Annotated in this window: 14 protein-coding genes; 7 read left to right on the top strand and 7 right to left on the bottom strand. The window is 71.8% G+C overall.

Features of this window, described 5'->3' with window-relative positions:
- Positions 1-5 precede the first annotated feature (5 nt).
- From PZE19_RS14360 to PZE19_RS14335, 6 genes are all read right to left on the bottom strand, one after another.
- Complete coding sequence (locus tag PZE19_RS14360; protein ID WP_277861317.1) at positions 6-974, bottom strand: GDP-mannose 4,6-dehydratase; 969 nt, start codon at positions 972-974, stop codon at positions 6-8.
- A 106-nt stretch (positions 975-1080) separates the two neighbouring features.
- Positions 1081-2373: a glycosyltransferase gene (locus PZE19_RS14355; protein ID WP_277861316.1), complete on the bottom strand. Its 1293-nt coding sequence runs from the start codon at positions 2371-2373 to the stop codon at positions 1081-1083.
- 493 nt (positions 2374-2866) lie between these two features.
- Positions 2867-4417 (bottom strand): sialate O-acetylesterase, encoded by a 1551-nt coding sequence (locus PZE19_RS14350; RefSeq protein WP_368411299.1) that lies wholly within the window; start codon positions 4415-4417, stop codon positions 2867-2869.
- Between the two features lie 160 nt (positions 4418-4577).
- Positions 4578-5432 (bottom strand): ankyrin repeat domain-containing protein, encoded by an 855-nt coding sequence (locus PZE19_RS14345; protein ID WP_277861314.1) that lies wholly within the window; start codon positions 5430-5432, stop codon positions 4578-4580.
- On the bottom strand, positions 5351-6001 hold the full coding sequence (locus PZE19_RS14340) for a hypothetical protein (protein WP_277861313.1): 651 nt from the start codon (positions 5999-6001) through the stop codon (positions 5351-5353). The genes PZE19_RS14345 and PZE19_RS14340 overlap by 82 nt, the downstream gene beginning before the upstream one ends.
- Before the next feature lie 101 nt (positions 6002-6102).
- Entirely contained in the window at positions 6103-7578 is a 1476-nt protein-coding gene (locus PZE19_RS14335) for an alpha-L-fucosidase (RefSeq protein WP_277861312.1), read from the bottom strand.
- A gap of 232 nt (positions 7579-7810) precedes the next feature.
- Here PZE19_RS14335 and PZE19_RS14330 point away from each other — a divergent pair, with 232 nt between their 5' ends.
- Together PZE19_RS14330 and PZE19_RS14325 are read left to right on the top strand one after the other, a co-directional pair.
- Positions 7811-8326 (top strand): DinB family protein, encoded by a 516-nt coding sequence (locus tag PZE19_RS14330; RefSeq protein WP_277861311.1) that lies wholly within the window; start codon positions 7811-7813, stop codon positions 8324-8326.
- Between the two features lie 103 nt (positions 8327-8429).
- Positions 8430-9755: a Gfo/Idh/MocA family protein gene (locus tag PZE19_RS14325; RefSeq protein WP_277861310.1), complete on the top strand. Its 1326-nt coding sequence runs from the start codon at positions 8430-8432 to the stop codon at positions 9753-9755.
- Positions 9756-9763: 8 nt separating this feature from the next.
- On the opposite strand, the gene PZE19_RS14320 is transcribed toward PZE19_RS14325, so the two are convergent.
- The gene (locus tag PZE19_RS14320; RefSeq protein ID WP_277861309.1) at positions 9764-11236 is read right to left on the bottom strand and encodes a phytoene desaturase family protein; all 1473 of its coding nucleotides are present in this window, start codon (positions 11234-11236) and stop codon (positions 9764-9766) included.
- A 202-nt stretch (positions 11237-11438) separates the two neighbouring features.
- Between PZE19_RS14320 and PZE19_RS14315 the strand changes: the two genes are divergently transcribed.
- Genes PZE19_RS14315 through PZE19_RS14295 form a run of 5 tightly spaced genes read left to right on the top strand, consistent with a single transcriptional unit; the run spans position 11439 to position 16716 of the window.
- Positions 11439-11822, top strand: a complete 384-nt coding sequence (locus PZE19_RS14315; protein ID WP_368411298.1) for a BlaI/MecI/CopY family transcriptional regulator — start codon at positions 11439-11441, stop codon at positions 11820-11822.
- Entirely contained in the window at positions 11819-14014 is a 2196-nt protein-coding gene (locus tag PZE19_RS14310; RefSeq protein WP_277861308.1) for a M56 family metallopeptidase, read from the top strand. The genes PZE19_RS14315 and PZE19_RS14310 overlap by 4 nt, the downstream gene beginning before the upstream one ends.
- A 23-nt stretch (positions 14015-14037) precedes the next feature.
- Positions 14038-14241, top strand: a complete 204-nt coding sequence (locus PZE19_RS14305; RefSeq protein WP_277861307.1) for a hypothetical protein — start codon at positions 14038-14040, stop codon at positions 14239-14241.
- A gap of 52 nt (positions 14242-14293) precedes the next feature.
- Complete coding sequence (locus PZE19_RS14300) at positions 14294-14908, top strand: LemA family protein (RefSeq protein ID WP_277861306.1); 615 nt, start codon at positions 14294-14296, stop codon at positions 14906-14908.
- A complete protein-coding gene (locus tag PZE19_RS14295) occupies positions 14905-16716 on the top strand; it encodes a DUF2207 domain-containing protein (RefSeq protein WP_277861305.1) in 1812 nt (603 codons plus the stop codon). Before PZE19_RS14300 ends, PZE19_RS14295 begins: the two co-directional genes overlap by 4 nt.
- The last annotated feature ends 913 nt before the right edge of the window (positions 16717-17629 follow it).

Here is a 17629-nt window from a genome sequence, read left to right as displayed (position 1 = left end):
CCTCCTCAGCCCGCGCCGAGGCGGCCCTGCATTGCGGCCCGCCAGCGGACGTATTCGCGGAGGCCCTCGGCGAAGGTCGTCTTGGGGCGGTAGCCCAGCTCGGCCTCGGCGCGCGAGACGTCGGCGAAGGTCTGGCGGACGTCGCCCGGCTGCTCGGGCTGGCGGTCGATGATCGGCTCCTTGCCCAGCGCCTCGCCGATCGCCGCGATCATGGCGTGCAGCTCGATCGGGCTGGAGTTGCCGAGGTTGTAAATCTGGTGCGAGCGGCAGCGATCGACCGCGGCGACGATCCCGGCGACGATGTCGCCGACGTAGGTGTAGTCGCGCCGGGTCGAGCCGTCGCCGAACATGGGGACGGGCCGACCTCGATCGATCAGGTCGGTGAACTTGGCGATGGCCAGGTCCGGCCGGTTGCGGGGGCCGTAGGCGGTGAAGAACCGGAGCCCGGTGACGGGCAGGCCGTGGAGGTGGTGGAAGGTGTGGGCCAGCAGCTCGCACGCCTTCTTGGTAGCGGCGTAGGGGCTCACGGGCAGGTCCACCGAGTCGGTCTCGCGGAAGGGGGCCGTGTCGCGATCGCCGTAGACGCTGGAGCTGGAGGCGTAGACGAACCTCGGCCGGGGCTCGATCCGGCAGGCGGCCTCCAGCAGGTTCACGGTGCCGACGACGTTGACGTCGGCGTAGAGGGCCGGCTGCTCGATGCTGGGCCTCACCCCGGCCCGCGCGGCGAGGTGGACGACGGCGTCGGGGGCGAACTCGCGGAACAGGCCGGCGACCGCCGAGGCGTCGCGGATGTCGGCCTCGACCAGGCGGAAGCCCGGCGATCGCGAGGCGTCCTCGAGGTTCGACCGCTTGCGGGCCTCGGGATAGTACGCGTCGAAGTTGTCCAGGACCGTCACCTCGCCGCCGTCGGCGAGCAGGCGGTCGACGAGATGCGAGCCGATGAACCCGGCGCCGCCGGTGACCAGGGTCTTCATGACGCCGCCCTCCCGCGAGCCGGGACGGCCCGCGTCGAGGGGCGACCTCGACCGGATGCGTCCGCCGATCCGCCGCCCATGCCGTCGCCCCTTGCCGTCGAGTCGCTCATACGCCGGCCTCGACCCGTCCGGCGTCGCCGACGCCGAGGTACGTCTTGATCAGTTCGCTGCGATGCCGGAAGACGGCGCGGTCCGAGTAGTGGCCCCCCAGCTCGTAGCATCGCTCCATGAGGGCGACCAGGGCCTGGCGGTCGGCGTCGAACCCCGCGACCCGCCGGGCCAGCGCGTCCGGGTCGTCGAGGGGGGTCAACGCGAGGTCGGCCGAGTCTTCGAGCAGGTCTCGGGCGAACGCGCTGTCGTAGCCGACGATCGGGCTGGCCGCGATCAGCGCCTCGATCAGGCAGCGCGGCGATTCCGGCGTCTTGTGGCAGAACAGGAAGAGGTCCGAGTCGCGCATCGCCTGCATCACCCGCCGCCGGTCGCCGACGAACCCCGGCAGGTCGACGCGATCGGCCAGGCCGTGCCGCGCGACCTCCTCGCGCATCTCGGCGAGCAGGGGGCCGTCGCCCAGCCACGTGGCGTGGAAGGCCACCCCGCGGCCGTGCAGGTCCGCCAGGACCCGGACCCAGTCGAGCGGCCCCTTCATGCCCGCGGCCCGGCCGGTGTAGACGATCCGCAGCGGTTCGCCGGCCCGCGCCCGGCGGAGCTTCTCGCGCAGCGCGGCCTCATCGATCCGGTCCTCGGGCTTCGTGTGGATGTTGTGGACGACGAAGGGTCGGCGGCTGATGGGCGCGTAGCCGTCGTAGCAGTCCCGGCCGTGGAAGAGCCCGAGGTCGGCCCGGCTGACCACGCGGCGCTCCATCGATGCCATCATGGGCGAGATGACCAGGTTGTTCTTGACCCATCGCAGGAACCGCCTGGGCCCCCGCGATTCGAGGTAGGCCTTCTTGATCACCTGATGCTCCACGCGGTCGGTCCACACCGAGAAGGGCCGCCCCTGGCGGTGCGCCTCGAGCGCGGCGACGCTCGCCCAGTCGCCGAACAGGCCGCCGATCGCAAAGCAGAGATACTGGCAGCGGGGGATGGCCGCGGCCAGCGCCGCCCGGGCGCCGCGATACGCCTTCGCGAAGGCGAGCATGCGGTAGGCCGTGGGGAGGGTGATGAACTCGATGCGGTCGCGCGAAGGCAGGTCGTCGACCGGGAGATAGATTTCGGAAGTCTCGTCGCCATCCCGGGCGACCCCCGGGGCCAGCGGGCAGGCGACCACGAGGCGCCCGAAATTCTCGGCCCAGCGTTCCAGGCCGTTGCAAGCCTGCGACTCGAACAGGAGCCGGCCCGCCTGATCGCGACGGAAGGAGACGGGCAGCACGAGCAGAAGCGAGTCGGTTTCGACGCCCATGAATCCTGACACTCCCGACGCCCGGAGCTGGACCGGGCGCCCCACGACCGAGGCGGCCGCCCGTCGCATCGCCGATTTCGAATCCGTGGAAGCCGCGGAGGAATTCGGGATGGAGTCCGAGCCGGGCCGGACGAGCCGATGCGGGGATGCAGCCGAGATCGGTCGATCGACGGCTGTGAGGCGGCCTCACAGCCGAAGAAGCCTCGCCGAATCGCGGCCGTACGACTGAACACGATTGAGGATGCGGAATGCCCCAATGCTACCCCGCAATAGGCGTCGAAAGCAACCGACGTGGCCGGCCCGAGGCGTTTTCCGCGCGGCTGTTGCGGGCCCGCCTCACTCGCGCCGGGCGGGAAACCCGAGAAGCGCGGGGGTTCGGCCGAGCACGCCGAGGTCGGCGGGACGCTCGCGGGTCGGCTCGACGGCCGGGCCGGGCGGCCGGGGAGGGCGTCGCGAAACCGGGCGACGCCCCCGGCTGGACCGTTCGCCGCGATCAGCGAGTGGCGTTCGCCGTCACGCCCGGCCAGTCGTCGGTGCGGAACGGGGTGAGGGGGAGGCCGACGCCGCTGTAGAGGTTGCAGACAGGGTTGTCGGCCCAGGCGTAGCGCACGGACTCGGGCTGGGAGACCTTGTCCGACCAGACCTCGATCTTGTCCGGGCCGACGATCTTGGCCTGGGCCCAGACGAACTTCTTGTCGGCCCCGGCGATGGCGAAGCCGCGGGGCTCGGCGACGTCGAAGGGCGCGAAGCCGCCGGCGACGTGGTCGAACGTCAGCACGACCTTGCCGTCGTGCTTCTCCATCGCCTTGTAGGTCGGGCTCTGGTAGGGGATGTTCACGCCGTAGTCGCGGGCCAGGGCCCAGCGGGCGAGCCTCTGGGCGACGTCCAGCTTGTTCTTGGGGTGGATGTCCTTGGCCTCGCCGAGGTCGATGATGACGGCCTCGCCGGTGTTGGGCAGGCGCCGGATCGTCATCGTCTGGGCCTCGCGCAGCTCGGCCCACGAGCTGTCGCCGGGCTCGGGCTTCTCGGGCAGGAAGTCGGCGAGCTGGACCCAGTAGAACGGGAAGTTGCCCTGGCCCCACAGCTCGCGCCACGCCTGGATCATCAGCGGGAAGAGGTCGCGGTACTGGTAGGCGCGGCCCGCGTTGGACTCGCCCTGGTACCAGATCGCGCCCTTGATGCCGTAGCCGATGGTGGGCAGCAGGACGCCGTTGAAGATGTTGCCGGGGCGGTGGTTCCCCTTCATCAGGCCGTCGGGGTCGTCCTGGGGCTTCGGCCCGGGCTTGCCCTCGGCCTTGGCCTGGGCCTTGGCGTCCTCATAGGCCTTCTTGGCGGCCTCGTAGCCCTTCTCGCGCTCTTCCCACGAGGCGAGCAGGTCCTTGTACTTGGGGTCGGCGGCGAGCTTCTCGCGGGGGACCCAGGCCTCGCAGGCCGAGCCGCCCCAGGCGTCGTTGATCAGGCCGACGGGGACGCCGAGCGTCTCGTAGAGCTGACGGCCGAAGAAGTAGCCGACCGCCGAGAACGGCCCAACGGTCTCGGGCGAGCAGACCTTCCACTGGCCCTTGAAGTCCTTCTGCGGCTCCTGCGTGCCGACCTGCGGCACCGAGATCAGCCGGATGTTCGGGAACTTCGCCGCCGCGATCTCCAGGTCGGCGTCGGTCGAGCCGGCCACCGACCACTGCATGTTCGACTGGCCCGAGCAGACCCAGACCTCGCCCACGAGCACGTCGTTGAACGTGACCGTGTTCTTGCCCGAGACGACCATCTCGAACGGCCCGCCGGCCGCCACCGGCTCCAGGACGACGCTCCACTTGCCGTCGCCGCCCCCCTTGGTCGTCCGCGTCTGGCCGTGGAACTTGACCGTGACGTCCTCGCCCGGCTCGGCCCAGCCCCAGACGTTCAGCGGCAGGCTGCGCTGGAGGACCATGTGGTCGCCGAAGATCGCCGGCAGCTTGACGTCCGCCCGCGCCGGCCCGGCCCAGCCGCCGACGACCGCCACGGCCGCCGCCAGCCCCGCCGCCCGGAGGTTTCTCATGCGAAGCATTTCCGGAACTCTCCCCGCATCAACACGCGTTGAAATCCTTGCACCACGCCGAGACGCCGCCGCCCCGACCCTCGGCCTGCACTATACGACGCGCCGAACCCGGAATGAAGACGCCGGCGGGCCGGCCCGGTATCGCGGACGCGAGCCCGCGACGGCCCGCCTACGCCAGCCGCCGCAGGTAATCCGCGACCTCCGAATGGCCGGCGCGCTCCGCACGGGCCAGGGGGGTGAGGCCGTCGCGGTCGGGCTGATTCGGGTCGTAGCCGCGAGAGACGAGGAGTTCGACGACGTCGAGCCCGCCCGATTCGGCGGCGGACCCGAGGAAAGTCGGGCAGCCGTAGTCATCCCATGGGGAAGGAGGGTCCGAATCCAGCAGGAGGGCGAGGATCTCCAGGTCGCCGGCCGCGACGGCCAGCTCACGACAGGCCTGGACCACGTAGAGGTCGCGCCCTTCCGGTCCATCGACCTCCGCGAGCAAGGCCGCGACGCGGGCCGCGTCCCCCAGCAGTACGGCGTCCAGGATCCCCCGCCGCGCGCCCCGTGCGATCAGCAGGCGGACGACGTCCAGCTTTCGTCTTTCGGCCGCGTGCGCCAGCGGCGTGAAACCGTGGACGTCCACATGGTCGATCTCGGCCCCGCGGTCCAGGAGCAAGGCGGCGACTTCCAGGCATCCGACGCAGGCCGCGACCCCGAGCGCCGTGAAGCCGACGTCTTCGTCGGTCGCCTCGATGGCCGCGCCGCGGTCGAGCAGGAAACGGGCCATTTCAGGGCGGCCGAACTCGGCGGCGACCATGAGAAAGGGGTAGGAATGGTACCAGTGGGCGTCGCCGGAGACGTCGATCGTCGGATCCGCGTCGAGGATCCGTCGAGCCAGGTCCACGTCTCCCAGGATCACGGCCTCGCGCAGCCCGAGTCGGCCCCCGGCGGCCAGGATCATCTCCAGCGTCCGGCGGTCGGACTCGCCGGCCGACCGCGCGACGGACCGGCGTACCGCGGCGGTCGTCGGCGTCCGCATCGACCGATCGGGAGCGTTCGGATCGGGACGCCGCGTTCGAGGCAGGCTCGAACCTTGTCGACGTCCAGGCGCCCGACGGCCGCCCACCACTCCTGGATCAGCGGAACGCGCCGCAGCGCTTCGGGTTCGAGTCGAGGGGAGACGCCCCGGAACACCTCCTCGACGTCTTTCGCCAGGGCCAGCCCGGACAGATCGTCGTCGAGCCAGAGGTCCTCCACGGCCTGACCAAGATAACCGGCCACCACGGCCTGCGGCTCGTAGAAGACGCGGCCGCGCGCGGCTCGCCCTGGATCTTCCATGGTCCTACCGTCCAGCCTCCAGGCGAGGCCCGCCAGGTCGGCGAGCAGGTCGTCGAGCGTCGCCTGGTCCGCCGCGATCCTCCGCACCGGGAACATGGCCAACGGGGAACCATCATACCACTCCAGGATCGCGACGGCGTCGGGACGCTGGCGGGCCTCCTCCAGGCTGCGGAATGCTTCGTACCGAACACGCCCTCCACTCAACTTCGCGTAAAAGCGGCGCGATTCGCTGTGGTGGGGCGGGATCAGATCCGACGGCTCATCCGTCATGAAGCAGGCCCTTAAGGGTTCCGGAACGTGCATCGATCGCGATTCATCCGTCGGGCTCGTCGATCCTCGCAGGATGCCGAGTCGTCTCGGTCATAACGACCTCACTGGCTCCCGGCGCGGCTGAAGAACAGGCTGAACTCCGAGATCGCGGGGCAGGCGGCGGCCTTGACGATGCGGAGGCGGACGCGGTCCGTCGTGGTGGGCTCGGAGAGGGCGATCAGGCGCTGGGCGCCGATGCTGGTGGCGGCGGCGAGCGGCTTCCAGGCGCGGCCGTCCCAGGCGTCGACGGCGACCTCGTCGACGCGCTGGCCGAGGGGGAGGAATTCGCGAAGGCGGACGACGTCGAAGGTGGTGGGCTTGCCCAGGTCGAGCGTCAGCTCGGCGGTGGTCGCGCCGTCGTCGGTCGACCAGTAGGTCGCGCGGTCGCCGTCGACGGCCTTGTCGGCCGCGAACGCCGGGTCGCCGCCGCGGGATTGGTCGGCGGCGGCCTTCGCGCCCTTCGCCAGGTCGGTCGCGAAGACCGCGTCGAGGCGGCGGCGCCAGTCCTTGATGGCGCGGGCGTCGGACTCGTGGATCCGGCCGCGGCGGTCGGGGGGGATGTTCAGGATCAGGTTGCAGCCCCGGCCGACGGAGTCGAAATAGAGCTTGTACAGGCGGTCGACCGACTTCACCGCCCTGTCCTCGGCCGCGTGGTGGAACCAGCCGGGACGGATGGAGACGTCGACCTCGGCCGGCAGCCAAACCGGGCCGTCGCGCATGCCGACGTTGAGGATCTCGCCCGGCGTCTTGCCGACGGCGTATCCCTTAGGGTCGAAGGTCGCCCAGCAGGTGTCGCCGGCCACGCCCGACTCGTTGCCCACCCAGCGCGTGTCCGGGCCCAGGTCGCTGAAGATGCAGGCGTCGGGCTGAAGCTCGCGGACCAGCGCGATCGTCTCGTCCCACCCGTAGTAGGTGATCGGGTCGATCTTCCGCGTCGTCCGCGCGCCGCCGTAGTAGCCGTCGCCGCCGTTGGCCCCGTCGAACCAGACCTCGAAAATCGGCCCGTACTCCGTCAGCAATTCGCGGAGCTGCTTGCGGTAGTACGCGACGTATTCGGGCTTGCCGTAATCTTGATGATTGCGGTCCCAGGGCGAGAGGTAGACGCCGAACCTCAGCCCCGCGCGCTTGCAGGCCTCGGAAAGCTCGCGGACGACGTCCCCCTTGCCGCCCTTCCACGGGCTGTTCTTGACCGAGTGCTCGGTGAACTTGCTGGGCCAGAGGCAGAAGCCGTCGTGGTGCTTGGCCGTCAGGACGAGTCCCCGCAGGCCGCCCGCCTTGAGGCTCGCGACGATCGCGTCGGCGTCGAAGTCGGTCGGCTGAAACAGGGCGGGGGACTCGTCGCCGTAGCCCCACTCCTTGTCGGTGAACGTGTTGGGCCCGAAGTGGAGGAAGGCGTAAGTCTCCAGCTCCTGCCAGCGGAGCTGCCGAGGGCTGGCGACCGGCGGTCTAGGCTCCGGCGGAGGGGCGGCCTCGATCGAGGCGGGACGGGAGGCCAGGATCAGCAGGGACGCGAGGAGAAGGCTGCGGGTGGGGTTCATCGCTCGACCGCCGTTCAAAGACTGCAGGCTCGCCGGCCGTCGCGGCCGGACGAATCCCATCCTCGCTTCCGCGTCGTCGGATCGCCACCCCCGGCCCGCGGCGGGCGGCCCGAACCTCGGGCGGCGGGATGATGTCGAGGCTCTCATAACCGGGATGGTCGTCCTTGCCGGGCGGGCCCGGGCGGGCGATCATTCGGAAGGCCACGAACCCGACCGAAGGAGGAACCGAACCATGGCGGCGCCGAAACCCGACGAGTCCATGTCGCACTTCGGGGATTACATCGCGCTCGTACCCGAGGACGACGTCCTGCCGGCGCTGCGGTCGGAACTCGCGGCGACGCTCGCCTCGCTGAGCGGGCTCGACGACGCCGAGGCGATGCGACGGCACCCGCCCTACACGTGGAGCATCAAGGAGGTGGTCGCTCACCTCATCGACGCCGAGCGGGTGTTCGGCTACCGGGCCCTCCGGTTCGCCCGTTCCGACGCGACGCCCTTGCCCGGGTTCGACGAGAACCTCTACGCCCAAACCTCCGGGGCCGACGCCCGACCCCTGGCCGACCTGCTGGACGAGTTCGAGGCGCTCCGCCGGTCGCACGTCCGATTCTTCGAAGGCCTTTCCCCGGAGGCGTGGGATCGTCGCGGCGTCGCCAGCGACGCGACCATCAGCGTCCGGGCCCTGGCCTACGTCATCGTCGGCCACGAGCGCCACCACGCGACGATCGTGCGGCGTCGGCTGGGCCCGGCCTGACGCCCGCTCGTCGCCCGGGCGGAGGGCGGTCATTGCATCGCCGGCCGGCGGGCCCTACGATGGCCCGGACCCGCCCCCCGCCTCAACGCACGGAGACATGTTCATGCCGACTCCCGCCCGCCCCACCCGCCGCGCCGCCCTCAAGGGCCTCGCCGCCGCGTTCGCGGCCCCCGCCGTCCTCCGCAGGCACGCCCTCGCCGCGCCGAGCGAGACCGTGCGCCACGCCAGCTTCGGCTGCTCGGGCATGGCGCTCGCCGACGTGCAGAGCCTGGCCGCGAGCAAGCACTTCAAGCTCGTCGCCGCGGCCGACGTCGACCTCTCCCGCACCGGCGAGATCAAGAAGCTCTTCCCCGACGTCAAGATCTACCAGGACTGGCGCGAGCTGCTCGACAAGGAGAAGGGGCTCGACTCCGTCAACGTCTCGACCCCCGACCACATGCACGCCCCGATCGCCATGAGCGCGCTGCAGCGCGGGCTGCACGTCTACGGCCAGAAGCCGCTCACGCAGACGATCTACGAGGCCCGGCGGCTCACCGAGGTCGCCGCCCGCTCGCCTAAGCTAGTCACCCAGATGGGCATCCAGATCCACTCGCACCCCGTCCACCGCCAGGTCGTCGCCGCGATCCGCTCGGGCGCGATCGGCAAGGTGAAGGAGGTCCACAGCTGGAGCGGCAAGGACTGGGGCGACCGCGACCCCCGGCCCGACCGCCAGGACCCCGTCCCGGACGGGCTGAACTGGGACGGCTGGCTGGGCGTCGCGGGCGCGCGGCCCTTCCTCGCCGGCTACTACCACCCCGGCAACTGGCGGAAGCGGCTCGACTTCGGCACCGGCACGTTCGGCGACATGGGCTGCCACATCCTCGACCCGGTGTACGAGGCCCTCGCCCTCACGGCGCCCAAATCCGTCCGCTCCGACGGCGACGTCCCCGGGGCCGACTCGTGGGGCCTGGACAACCGCGTCCACTACGTCTTCCCCGCGACCCCGCACACCGCCGAGGAGCTGTCGCTGCACTGGTACAACGGCGCGCACCGGCCGTCCGACGAGGTCAAGGCGCTGCTGGGCAAGCATGAGATGTCGGGCCAGGGCTCGGTCTACATCGGCACCGAGGGCGTCCTCTACTCGCCATACATCGACGCGCCGATCCTGCTGCCCGAGGACAAGTTCAAGGAGGTCAAGCTCCCCGAGGTCGCCGGCGCCGACCACTACGTCCAGTTCCTCGACGCCTGCCGCGGCGAGGGCGCGGCCTCGGCCCCCTTCGCCTACGCCGGCCCCCTGACCGAGATGGTCCTGCTCGGCTGCCTCGCCACCCGCTTCCCCCAGACGACCCTCGAATGGGACGCCGCGACGCTCAAGGTCGCGAACGTCCCCGAGGCCTCGGCGCTCGTCCGCAAGAAATACCGCGGCGGCTGGGAAGTCGAAGGGCTCTGACCCAGCGATCAGGCCCGCCTGGCGACGGCGTCGGCGACGATCCGGCTGCCGACGCATGAGGCGACGGTCCCCAGGCCCGGCCAGACGCCGTCGCCCGCCAGCCAGATCCCAGCGACGCCGACGTCGTGCGGGACGGCGTTCTGGTTGGCGTTCGCCAGGGTCAAGTGCGCGCCGCCGACGGCCCCCCGGGGCCGTCGGGTGTAGCGCTCGTACGTCCGGGGCGTGGCGACCTCGTAGACGAGGGCGTTTCGCCCCAGGTCGGGGTAGGCGCGGCGGGCGAGGCCGACCAGGCGATCGCCGGCCGCCCGCTTGCGCGCCTCGTAGTCCTCGGGCTTCAGCCCCTCCCACGGCGACAGCTCGCAGTGCGTCGACATCACGACCGCGCGGCAGCCCTCGGGCGCGGTGTCGAGGTCGCCCGCGGGCGACGCCGAGATGAACATGTTGTTGCCGTCGCCCAGCGGCCGGTCGTAGTCTTCCAGGACCAGGTGGTGCTGGAAGACCTGGCCGGCGACCTCGGACTCGGGGACGCCGAGGAAGACGACGATCGCCCCGCCCATCGCGGGGTCGTCGCGGCGGCGGTAGGGCGCGAGCGCCTCGGCCAGGGCGGGGGGGCCGATCCGCGAGGCCGACGCGACCGGGACGGCCAGCACGACCCGCGCCGCATCGAACGTCTCGCGGCGGGTGACGACCCGGAAGGCCCCCTCGCGGCCCTCGACCCGCTCGACCGCGCGGCCGACCCGCAGCTCGCCGCCGAGTTCCCGGTAACGGCTCACGAGCCCGTTCCAGAAGCCGCGCATGCCGCCCCGCACCCGGCTCTGGCCGGCCCCCCAGATCGTGACGCCGAGCGCGGCGTTGACCAGCGGGGCGTCTTCCACCGTGCTGTGCACCGCGTTCTCGACCAGCATCCCCAGCAGCGCGACGAGCGGCCGGTCGTCCTGCAGGCCTTCCCGCCGCAGGGCGTCGGCCAGGGTCCAGTTCAGGTAGCGGGCGAGGCCGACGTTCGCCAGGCCGAGCGATCGCACGGCCCGAAGCGCGTCGGACGGCCCGCGGATCGGCAGCTTGACGCCGCGACGGCTGGCCTGCCAGAACACGGCCGCCAGGTGGTCGAGCAGGGCCCAGAAGCGGCGGTGGGCCGGGGTCTCGCCGAACGCGCGGGCGCGCTCGGCCGCCCAGGCCGCCGGGTCGCGGTCGAGGGTCACGACGCGGTCGGGCATCCAGGCGACGTAGCCTTGCAGCTCGTCGCGGGCCAGAGGCGGCGCGCCGATCTCCTCCAGCAGCTCGCCGCCCACCCCGCCGGGGCCGAAGTCCACCAGCGTCGTCGCCCCGACGTCGAACGAGAACCCCCGCCGCCGGTAGTACCCCGCGCACCCGCCCGGCTGCCCGTGCGCCTCCAGGACGATCGTCGAGAGCCCCCGCCGCTGCAACCGCGCCGCCGTCGCCAGCCCGCCGATCCCGCCGCCCACGATCACCGCGTCGTACATTCCCGCCCCCCGCATCCCCCGGCCGCGTCGCCGGCATGAACTTCTCAACCGCATTATAGGTAGCCCGACGATACCGCGAACGGCATGCCGCCGGCTCGAACCGCGACGGGAAGCCTTCCCCCCTTGACGGCGACGGCCGATCGGTTAGATTCGACGAACCAAATTTGATTATCCAAATCACCGCGGACGAGGAGGAGCGGGGATGGCCAGGCCGCCGGCGAAGGACCTGACGGAGCGGGAGCTGGAGGTCATGCACGTCTTCTGGTCGCGGGGCGAGGCGACGGCCGCGGAGGCCCGCGACCGCCTGGAAGAGGCCGGGCTGGACCGGACGTACGCGACGATCGCGAACCTCGTCCGGGGCCTGCAGGAGAAGGGGTTCCTGGAGCAGGTGAACGCGGAGCGGCCGTTCGTCTATCGCGCGGCGAGGACGTTCGAGGACGTCTCCGGGAGGCTGCTGGGCGACCTGGTCAGCCGGGTCTTCCGGGGGTCGCGGGCGCAGCTCCTGCGGCGGCTGGTCGACGAGCGGAAGCTGACGGCCGAGGAGAAGGCCGTCCTCGAGAAGATCCTGAAGGAGGGGGGACGATGAACGACCTGGGGATCGCCCTGGCGTGGCTCGCCGTCCAGGTGGGGCTCGTGCTCGCCCCGACCCTGGCGCTGCACGCCTGGGCCTCGCGACGGGGCCCGGCGGCGGGCGCGTGGGTCGCGACGGCGGGCCTGGTGATGGTCGTCGCCCTGAGCCTCGCGTCCTGGTTCCAGGACCCCGGCCGCGGTCGGTCGGAGCCCCCGCCTCGGTCCTCGTCCGCCGCGCCGGGTCGGGTCGATGCGACGACGGACGAGGGCGAGCGCCGCCCCGTCGACGGCCCGTCCGCTCCGGGCGTGCGGTGGCGGCTTGCGAGCCTGCGGGTCGCCTGGGGGATCCTCGAACGCGGGGCCTCCGAGCCGGCGGAGCGGTGCAGGCCCTGGGGCGCCTGGCTGGCGGCCTCCGCCCTGGCCGGGGCGGGCCTGGGGCTGATCCGGCTGGCCCTGGGCCTCGCGGCCGTCCGGGCCTGCCGACGCCGCAGCCGACCCGTCGACGACCCGGCGATGCGGGCCCTGCTCGACGAGCTGGCGGCGGCGATGGGCCGCGCCCGGACGGTCGAGCTGCGGCAGGCGGACGACCTCTCGGGACCGGCCGCGGCGGGATGGCGACGCCCCGTCATCCTGCTGCCGGCCGACTGGCGGTCGTGGAGCCCCGCCGAGCGCCGGGCGGTCCTGGCGCACGAGCTGGCCCACGTCGTCCGGGGCGACTACGCGACGGCGCTGCTGGCGCGGCTGGCCGTCGCCTTGCACTTCTGCCACCCGATGGTCCGCTGGACCGCGGGCCGGCTGCTGTTGCAGCAGGAGCAGGCGGCCGACGCCCTGGGCGCCCGGTTCGCCGGCGGGCGGGCGAGCTACCTCGCGGCGCTCTCGCGCCTGGCCTTGATGCAGGACGGACGGTCCCCGGGATGGGCGGCGAGGGGGTTCCTCGCCGGCCGCGGGACCCTGATCAGGAGGATCGCCATGTTGCGTGAACAGGACGAAACCCGCGCCGACGACCGGCCGATGGTCGGGATCCGGCGAGTCGCCACGGCCCTCGCCCTCGCCTCACTGACCCTCGGAGTCGCGAGCCTCCGCGGCCCGGCGCGAGGAGATGAGCCGCCGCCCGCGTCGGCCCAAGAGGCCGGCTCGCCCATCGCGCTCCCCTACGTGGGCGACGACAAGTGCGGCCTGGTCGCCTTCCGACCGGCCGCGACCTTCCGCCGCGCCGGCATGCAGCGGTATACGTCGCTCCTCGAAACCGCCATGAGAGAAGCCCTGAGCGGCGAGTTCGCCCACGCCTACGGGGTTTTCAAGGATCGCCCCGGCCCGAGTTCCCGATTCGCCGAACTCTCCGAGGCCTTGAAGCCTGGCTCGGCCGCCACGGGGCGTCGAACGCTCAACCTGTCGGAGATCGAGTTGGTGACGGCCGGGCTGCGCTTCGGCCGCGGTCGCAACGCCGAGGAAGGAGACTTACACGCGTTCTCGCTCGGGGGGGCGACCATCCGCATGACCGCCCCGTTCGACTGGCCGGAGTTTCTCCGTCAGTGGGGATTCGAACTGAATGAGGCACACGAAGCCGGCCGCGGCTACTTCCGGGTCCGGGGTCCCTGGCGGCATATCCTGGGACCCGCCCCGTGCGTGCTCGTGTTGGACGACCGCACCATCGTCTATGACGAGGAGATGCCCATCGTCTCGGCGCTCCGGGGCGATTCGCCGACGCCGGACTACCTCCGCGGCCCGGAATGGGAGCGGGCCAGTCGTGGCCTCCTCGCGGTGGTGATCGGCAACCAGGACGGCGCCTTCGCCAAGCAATACGACCTGGGTCGGCCCAGCGATGTGGCACCGCTGTTCCAGGGGGTAGACCGGTGGGTGCTGGGCGTCGACGACGCCGATGCGCTCGCGGTCCGCGGCGTGGCCGCCTGCCGCGACGGCGAGGCCAGCCAGGCCGTCGGCCGCTTCATCGACTCGGCCATACCCGCGGCCCGCGCCGAGTGGCAGGCGGACCTCGACCGAACCCCGCCGCACACGAAGAGTCAGGCGCTCGGGATCGGGGTCCTCAGGGGCTTCCTGGACAAGATCCAAGTCCGGCGCGCCGACCGTTCGGTGGAACTCGTCGTGGACGGCTTCGCCAGCCTCGCCGACCTCGCCGCGGTCATCGAGAGTGAACTGGCCGAGAATTCCCGACGGCCCGAGGCGGAGAAGCCCGCCCCCAAGCCCTGAGCCTGCTTCAACGACTCCGCCGTTTGCAATCGCCGCCGTCGCGGCTGGAGCAGGCCTCCCCCGACGGCGGCCGGCCGGGGCCCTTCGGCGGCGAGGGCGTCTGGCTGGCGCCGGGGCAGGGGGCCCTGCTGCGGATCGTCGACCGAGGCGGCCGTCCCCTCCCGGCCGGCCGGGATTCCAGGCGGAACGGCGTGAACCCCCTTCGTCCCGGCGCGGCGGCGGAATAGGATGGACGCGTGGCGGGTCGTGTCGTTCGGGGGCGGGGAAAGGGGCGTTTCGGTGACGGTCTTCTGGATTGTGGCCGGGGTCGTGGCGCTGGCCCTGGCCTACCTGGGGTGGACGTACAATCGGCTAATCAGCCTGAGCCGGCGTGCGGACGGGGCGTGGAGCGACATCGACGTCCAGCTCAAGCGGCGCTGGGACCTCGTGCCGGCGCTCGTCGAGACGGTCAAGGGCTACGCCCGCCACGAGACGGGCACCCTCGAAGGGGTCGTCCAGGCCCGCACCCAGGCCGCGCAGGCGGCGACGGTCCCCGAGCGGGGCGCGACCGAGCTGGGGCTGTCGGGCGCCGTCGGCCGGCTGTTCGCGATCGCCGAGGCCTACCCCGAGCTGAAGGCCGGGCGGAACTTCCAGGAGCTGCACCGGTCGCTGGTCGACGTCGAGAACAACGTCCAGTACGCCCGGCGGTACTACAACGCGGTCGTCCGCGACCTGAACACGCTGATCGAGGCCTTCCCCACGTCGCTCGTGGCGTCGGCGGCCGGGTTCGCGCCCCGGCCCTTCTTCCAGATCGACGAGGCCCAGCGCGCCACGCCCCGCGTCGGGTTCGACGCCGCGGCCGGCCCCGGCGACGCGCCTCCGGCGGCGCCCCGGCAAGGGGAGGCACGGCCTTGAGGGCGTTCATGGGTCGGGCCGCCCGCCTGCTGACGGCGGCCCTGGCGCTGGCGGGGGTCGCGGCCTCGGCCCCCGCGCCGGCCCGGGCGCAGGGGGACGACGGCTGGTCGATCGCCGGCTTCGACGTCGACGTCACGATCCGGCCCGACGCGGGCCTCGACGTCGTCGAGACGGTCGACGCCGACTTCGCCTTCCCGAAGCACGGCATCCTCCGCGAGATCCCCGTCCGCTACGCCGTGGGCCTGCACCAGTACGCCCTGCGGTTCCGGCTGCTGGGGGTGGACGACGGCGCGGGCCGGGGCTATGCGACGTCGGTCTCGTACGAGTCGAACCTGGTCCGCATCCGGATCGGCGACCCCGAGCGGGTGGTCCAGGGGCGGAACCGGTACCGCATCCATTACCACGTCCAGCGCGCCATCCTCTGGGAGGGGAACCAGGCGTGGGAGGACGGCGGCCGGGCGGTCCTGCGCTGGAACGCCACGGGGACGGAGTGGCAGGTCCCCATGGAGCACACGCGGGTCACGGTCCACCTCCCCCGCGACCTCAACGATTCTCAGCTCTCGTACGACGCCTGGATGGGCCGCTACGGGGCCAGGGGCCGCGAGTTCCGCAAGCGCCGCGTCGACGCCCGCACCATCGAGTACGAGACCGGCCGGCTCGCCGCCCGCGAGGGGATCACGGTCGAGGTCGTCATGCCCGCCGACGCCGTCGCCCAGCCCGGACTCGCGCTGCGGCTGCGCTGGTGGCTGGTCGACAACTTCCCCTACGCCGTCTTCCCGATCACCGCCGCCCTCTGCTTCCTCGCCTGGTTCGTCCGGGGCCGCGACCAGCACGGCCTGGGGACGATCGTCGTCGGCTACGAGCCCCCCGACGGCCTCACGCCGGCCGAGGTCGGCACCCTGGTCGACGAGCGGGTCGACCTCAAGGACGTGTCGGCCACGATCATCGACCTCGCCGTCCGCGGCTACCTGCGGATCGAGGACGTCCCCCGCGGCGGCTGGTTCGCCTCCGGCGACGACTCCCGGTTCGTCCGCCTGCGAGGCTCCGACGGGCTGAAGCCGTTCGAGAAGCGGCTGTACGACCAGATCTTCCGCGGCGGCGAGGACTCGGTCCTCCTGAGCGACCTCCAGGAGAAGTTCTACCCGGTGCTGGCGAAGGTCAAGAACGAGCTGTACAGCACGCTCAACAAGGCCGGGTTCTTCGACGGCCACCCCGAGGTCGTGCGCTCCGGCTTCCTGGCGCTGGGGCTCATCGCGGTGGTCGCGGCGACGGGCCTGGCGGCGCTCCTGCAGCTCGCGATCCTGGACCGGATCTTCCCCCTGCCGGTGGTCGTGACCGTGATCCTCTCGGCCCTGACCGTGGTCCTGACGAGCCGCTACATGTCGCGGAAGACCCGCAAGGGGCGGATCGCCTGGGAGCGGATCGCGGGCCTGGAGGAGTACATCCGCCGGGCCGAGGTCGACGACCTCCGCGACCAGGAGCGGCGGGGGGTCTTCGAGCGGCTCCTGCCGTACGCGATCATCTTCGGCCTGTCCGACCGCTGGGGCAAGGCGTTCGCCGACCTCTACCGCCAGCCCCCCGACTGGTACCGCCCGGCGAACCCCGACGACTTCTCCACCTGGGTCCTCGTCAACGACATGGACCGCTCCATGTGGATGATGAACCGCACGTTCCCCACCCAGCCCCGCTCCACCGGCGACGGCGGATCCTCCGGCCGCGGCGGCGGCTACTCCTGGTCGTCCGGCGGATTCGGCGGCGGCGGCTCCTCGGGCGGCGGATTCGGCGGCGGCGGCGGCTCGTCGTGGTGACCCGAAAGGTGGCTTCGAATTGGCTTCATTCGTCGAATGGAGCCAATTTGAGATTCGACCCAAGTCTTGATTTTACATCATTTTGAGTCCGAAATACGAGAAGCGTTATTCCCATCGAGCGTTGTCGAATTCGTCGTCACTCTGCTTTCTCCTTCAGCCGCATGCTCGTTCAGGCGGGATCGTCCCCCATCTAGTACATTACATCCACTCGCGCAATTCGAAATCGAGATTCCGGGGGCGTTCGGCGGCGTGAGCCGAGGGCGGCGGCCGCCGGACGCCGGCGATCGATCCGCCCCCCGCCTAGCGGGAAGACGAGCACGAGATCCCTCCGAACCCTCGTGGCGCTCGCTTGCGAATCCCGCAGGTGCGTCTGCTCGTCTTCCCCCTCATCCGACCCCTGCGGGGTCTGCCTTCCCCGCGAGGGGGGAAGGCGTCGGAGGGCCCCGCCTGAACACCTTCAGGAACCGCCTCGCAGTTCGCCCGCCGCAAAAAGGGCGACGTCACAGCGAGTCGTCGACGGCGGGTCGGCCCCCCGGCGCTCCAGGAGGCTCGGGGCCCTTCGGGTCGCAGGTCGCCCCCGTGGAAGCGGCCGAACCGGTTCGCCAGCAGGAGCGCCGAGAGCAGCATGGCGAGGCCCACGACGAGGGCGTGCCTCGTCCGCCGCAGCTCGAAGCGGCCGACGCGGACCAGCAGGACGTAGGCGACGGCCAGATTGAACATCCCCCAAAGGACGTCCACCGTCGCCGACGACAGGCCCTCACCGGGCGGCGTCGCGAAGGGGCTCTGGAACGGGCTCCCCGAGATGCCGGCCGCCATGTGGGGGATCGTATTGGCGAGGACGAGCCCGCCAAGGAAGCACGAAACGTCGTGAGGCCGACGCGTCTTCAACTCCATGAGGCCTCCCGTCCTCCGG

Origin of the sequence: Paludisphaera mucosa, assembly GCF_029589435.1 — a bacterium.
In the GTDB taxonomy this organism is placed as follows: domain Bacteria; phylum Planctomycetota; class Planctomycetia; order Isosphaerales; family Isosphaeraceae; genus Paludisphaera; species Paludisphaera mucosa.
Note: the sequence above shows the minus strand (reverse complement) of the source record. Positions and strands in the feature narration are given on the sequence as shown.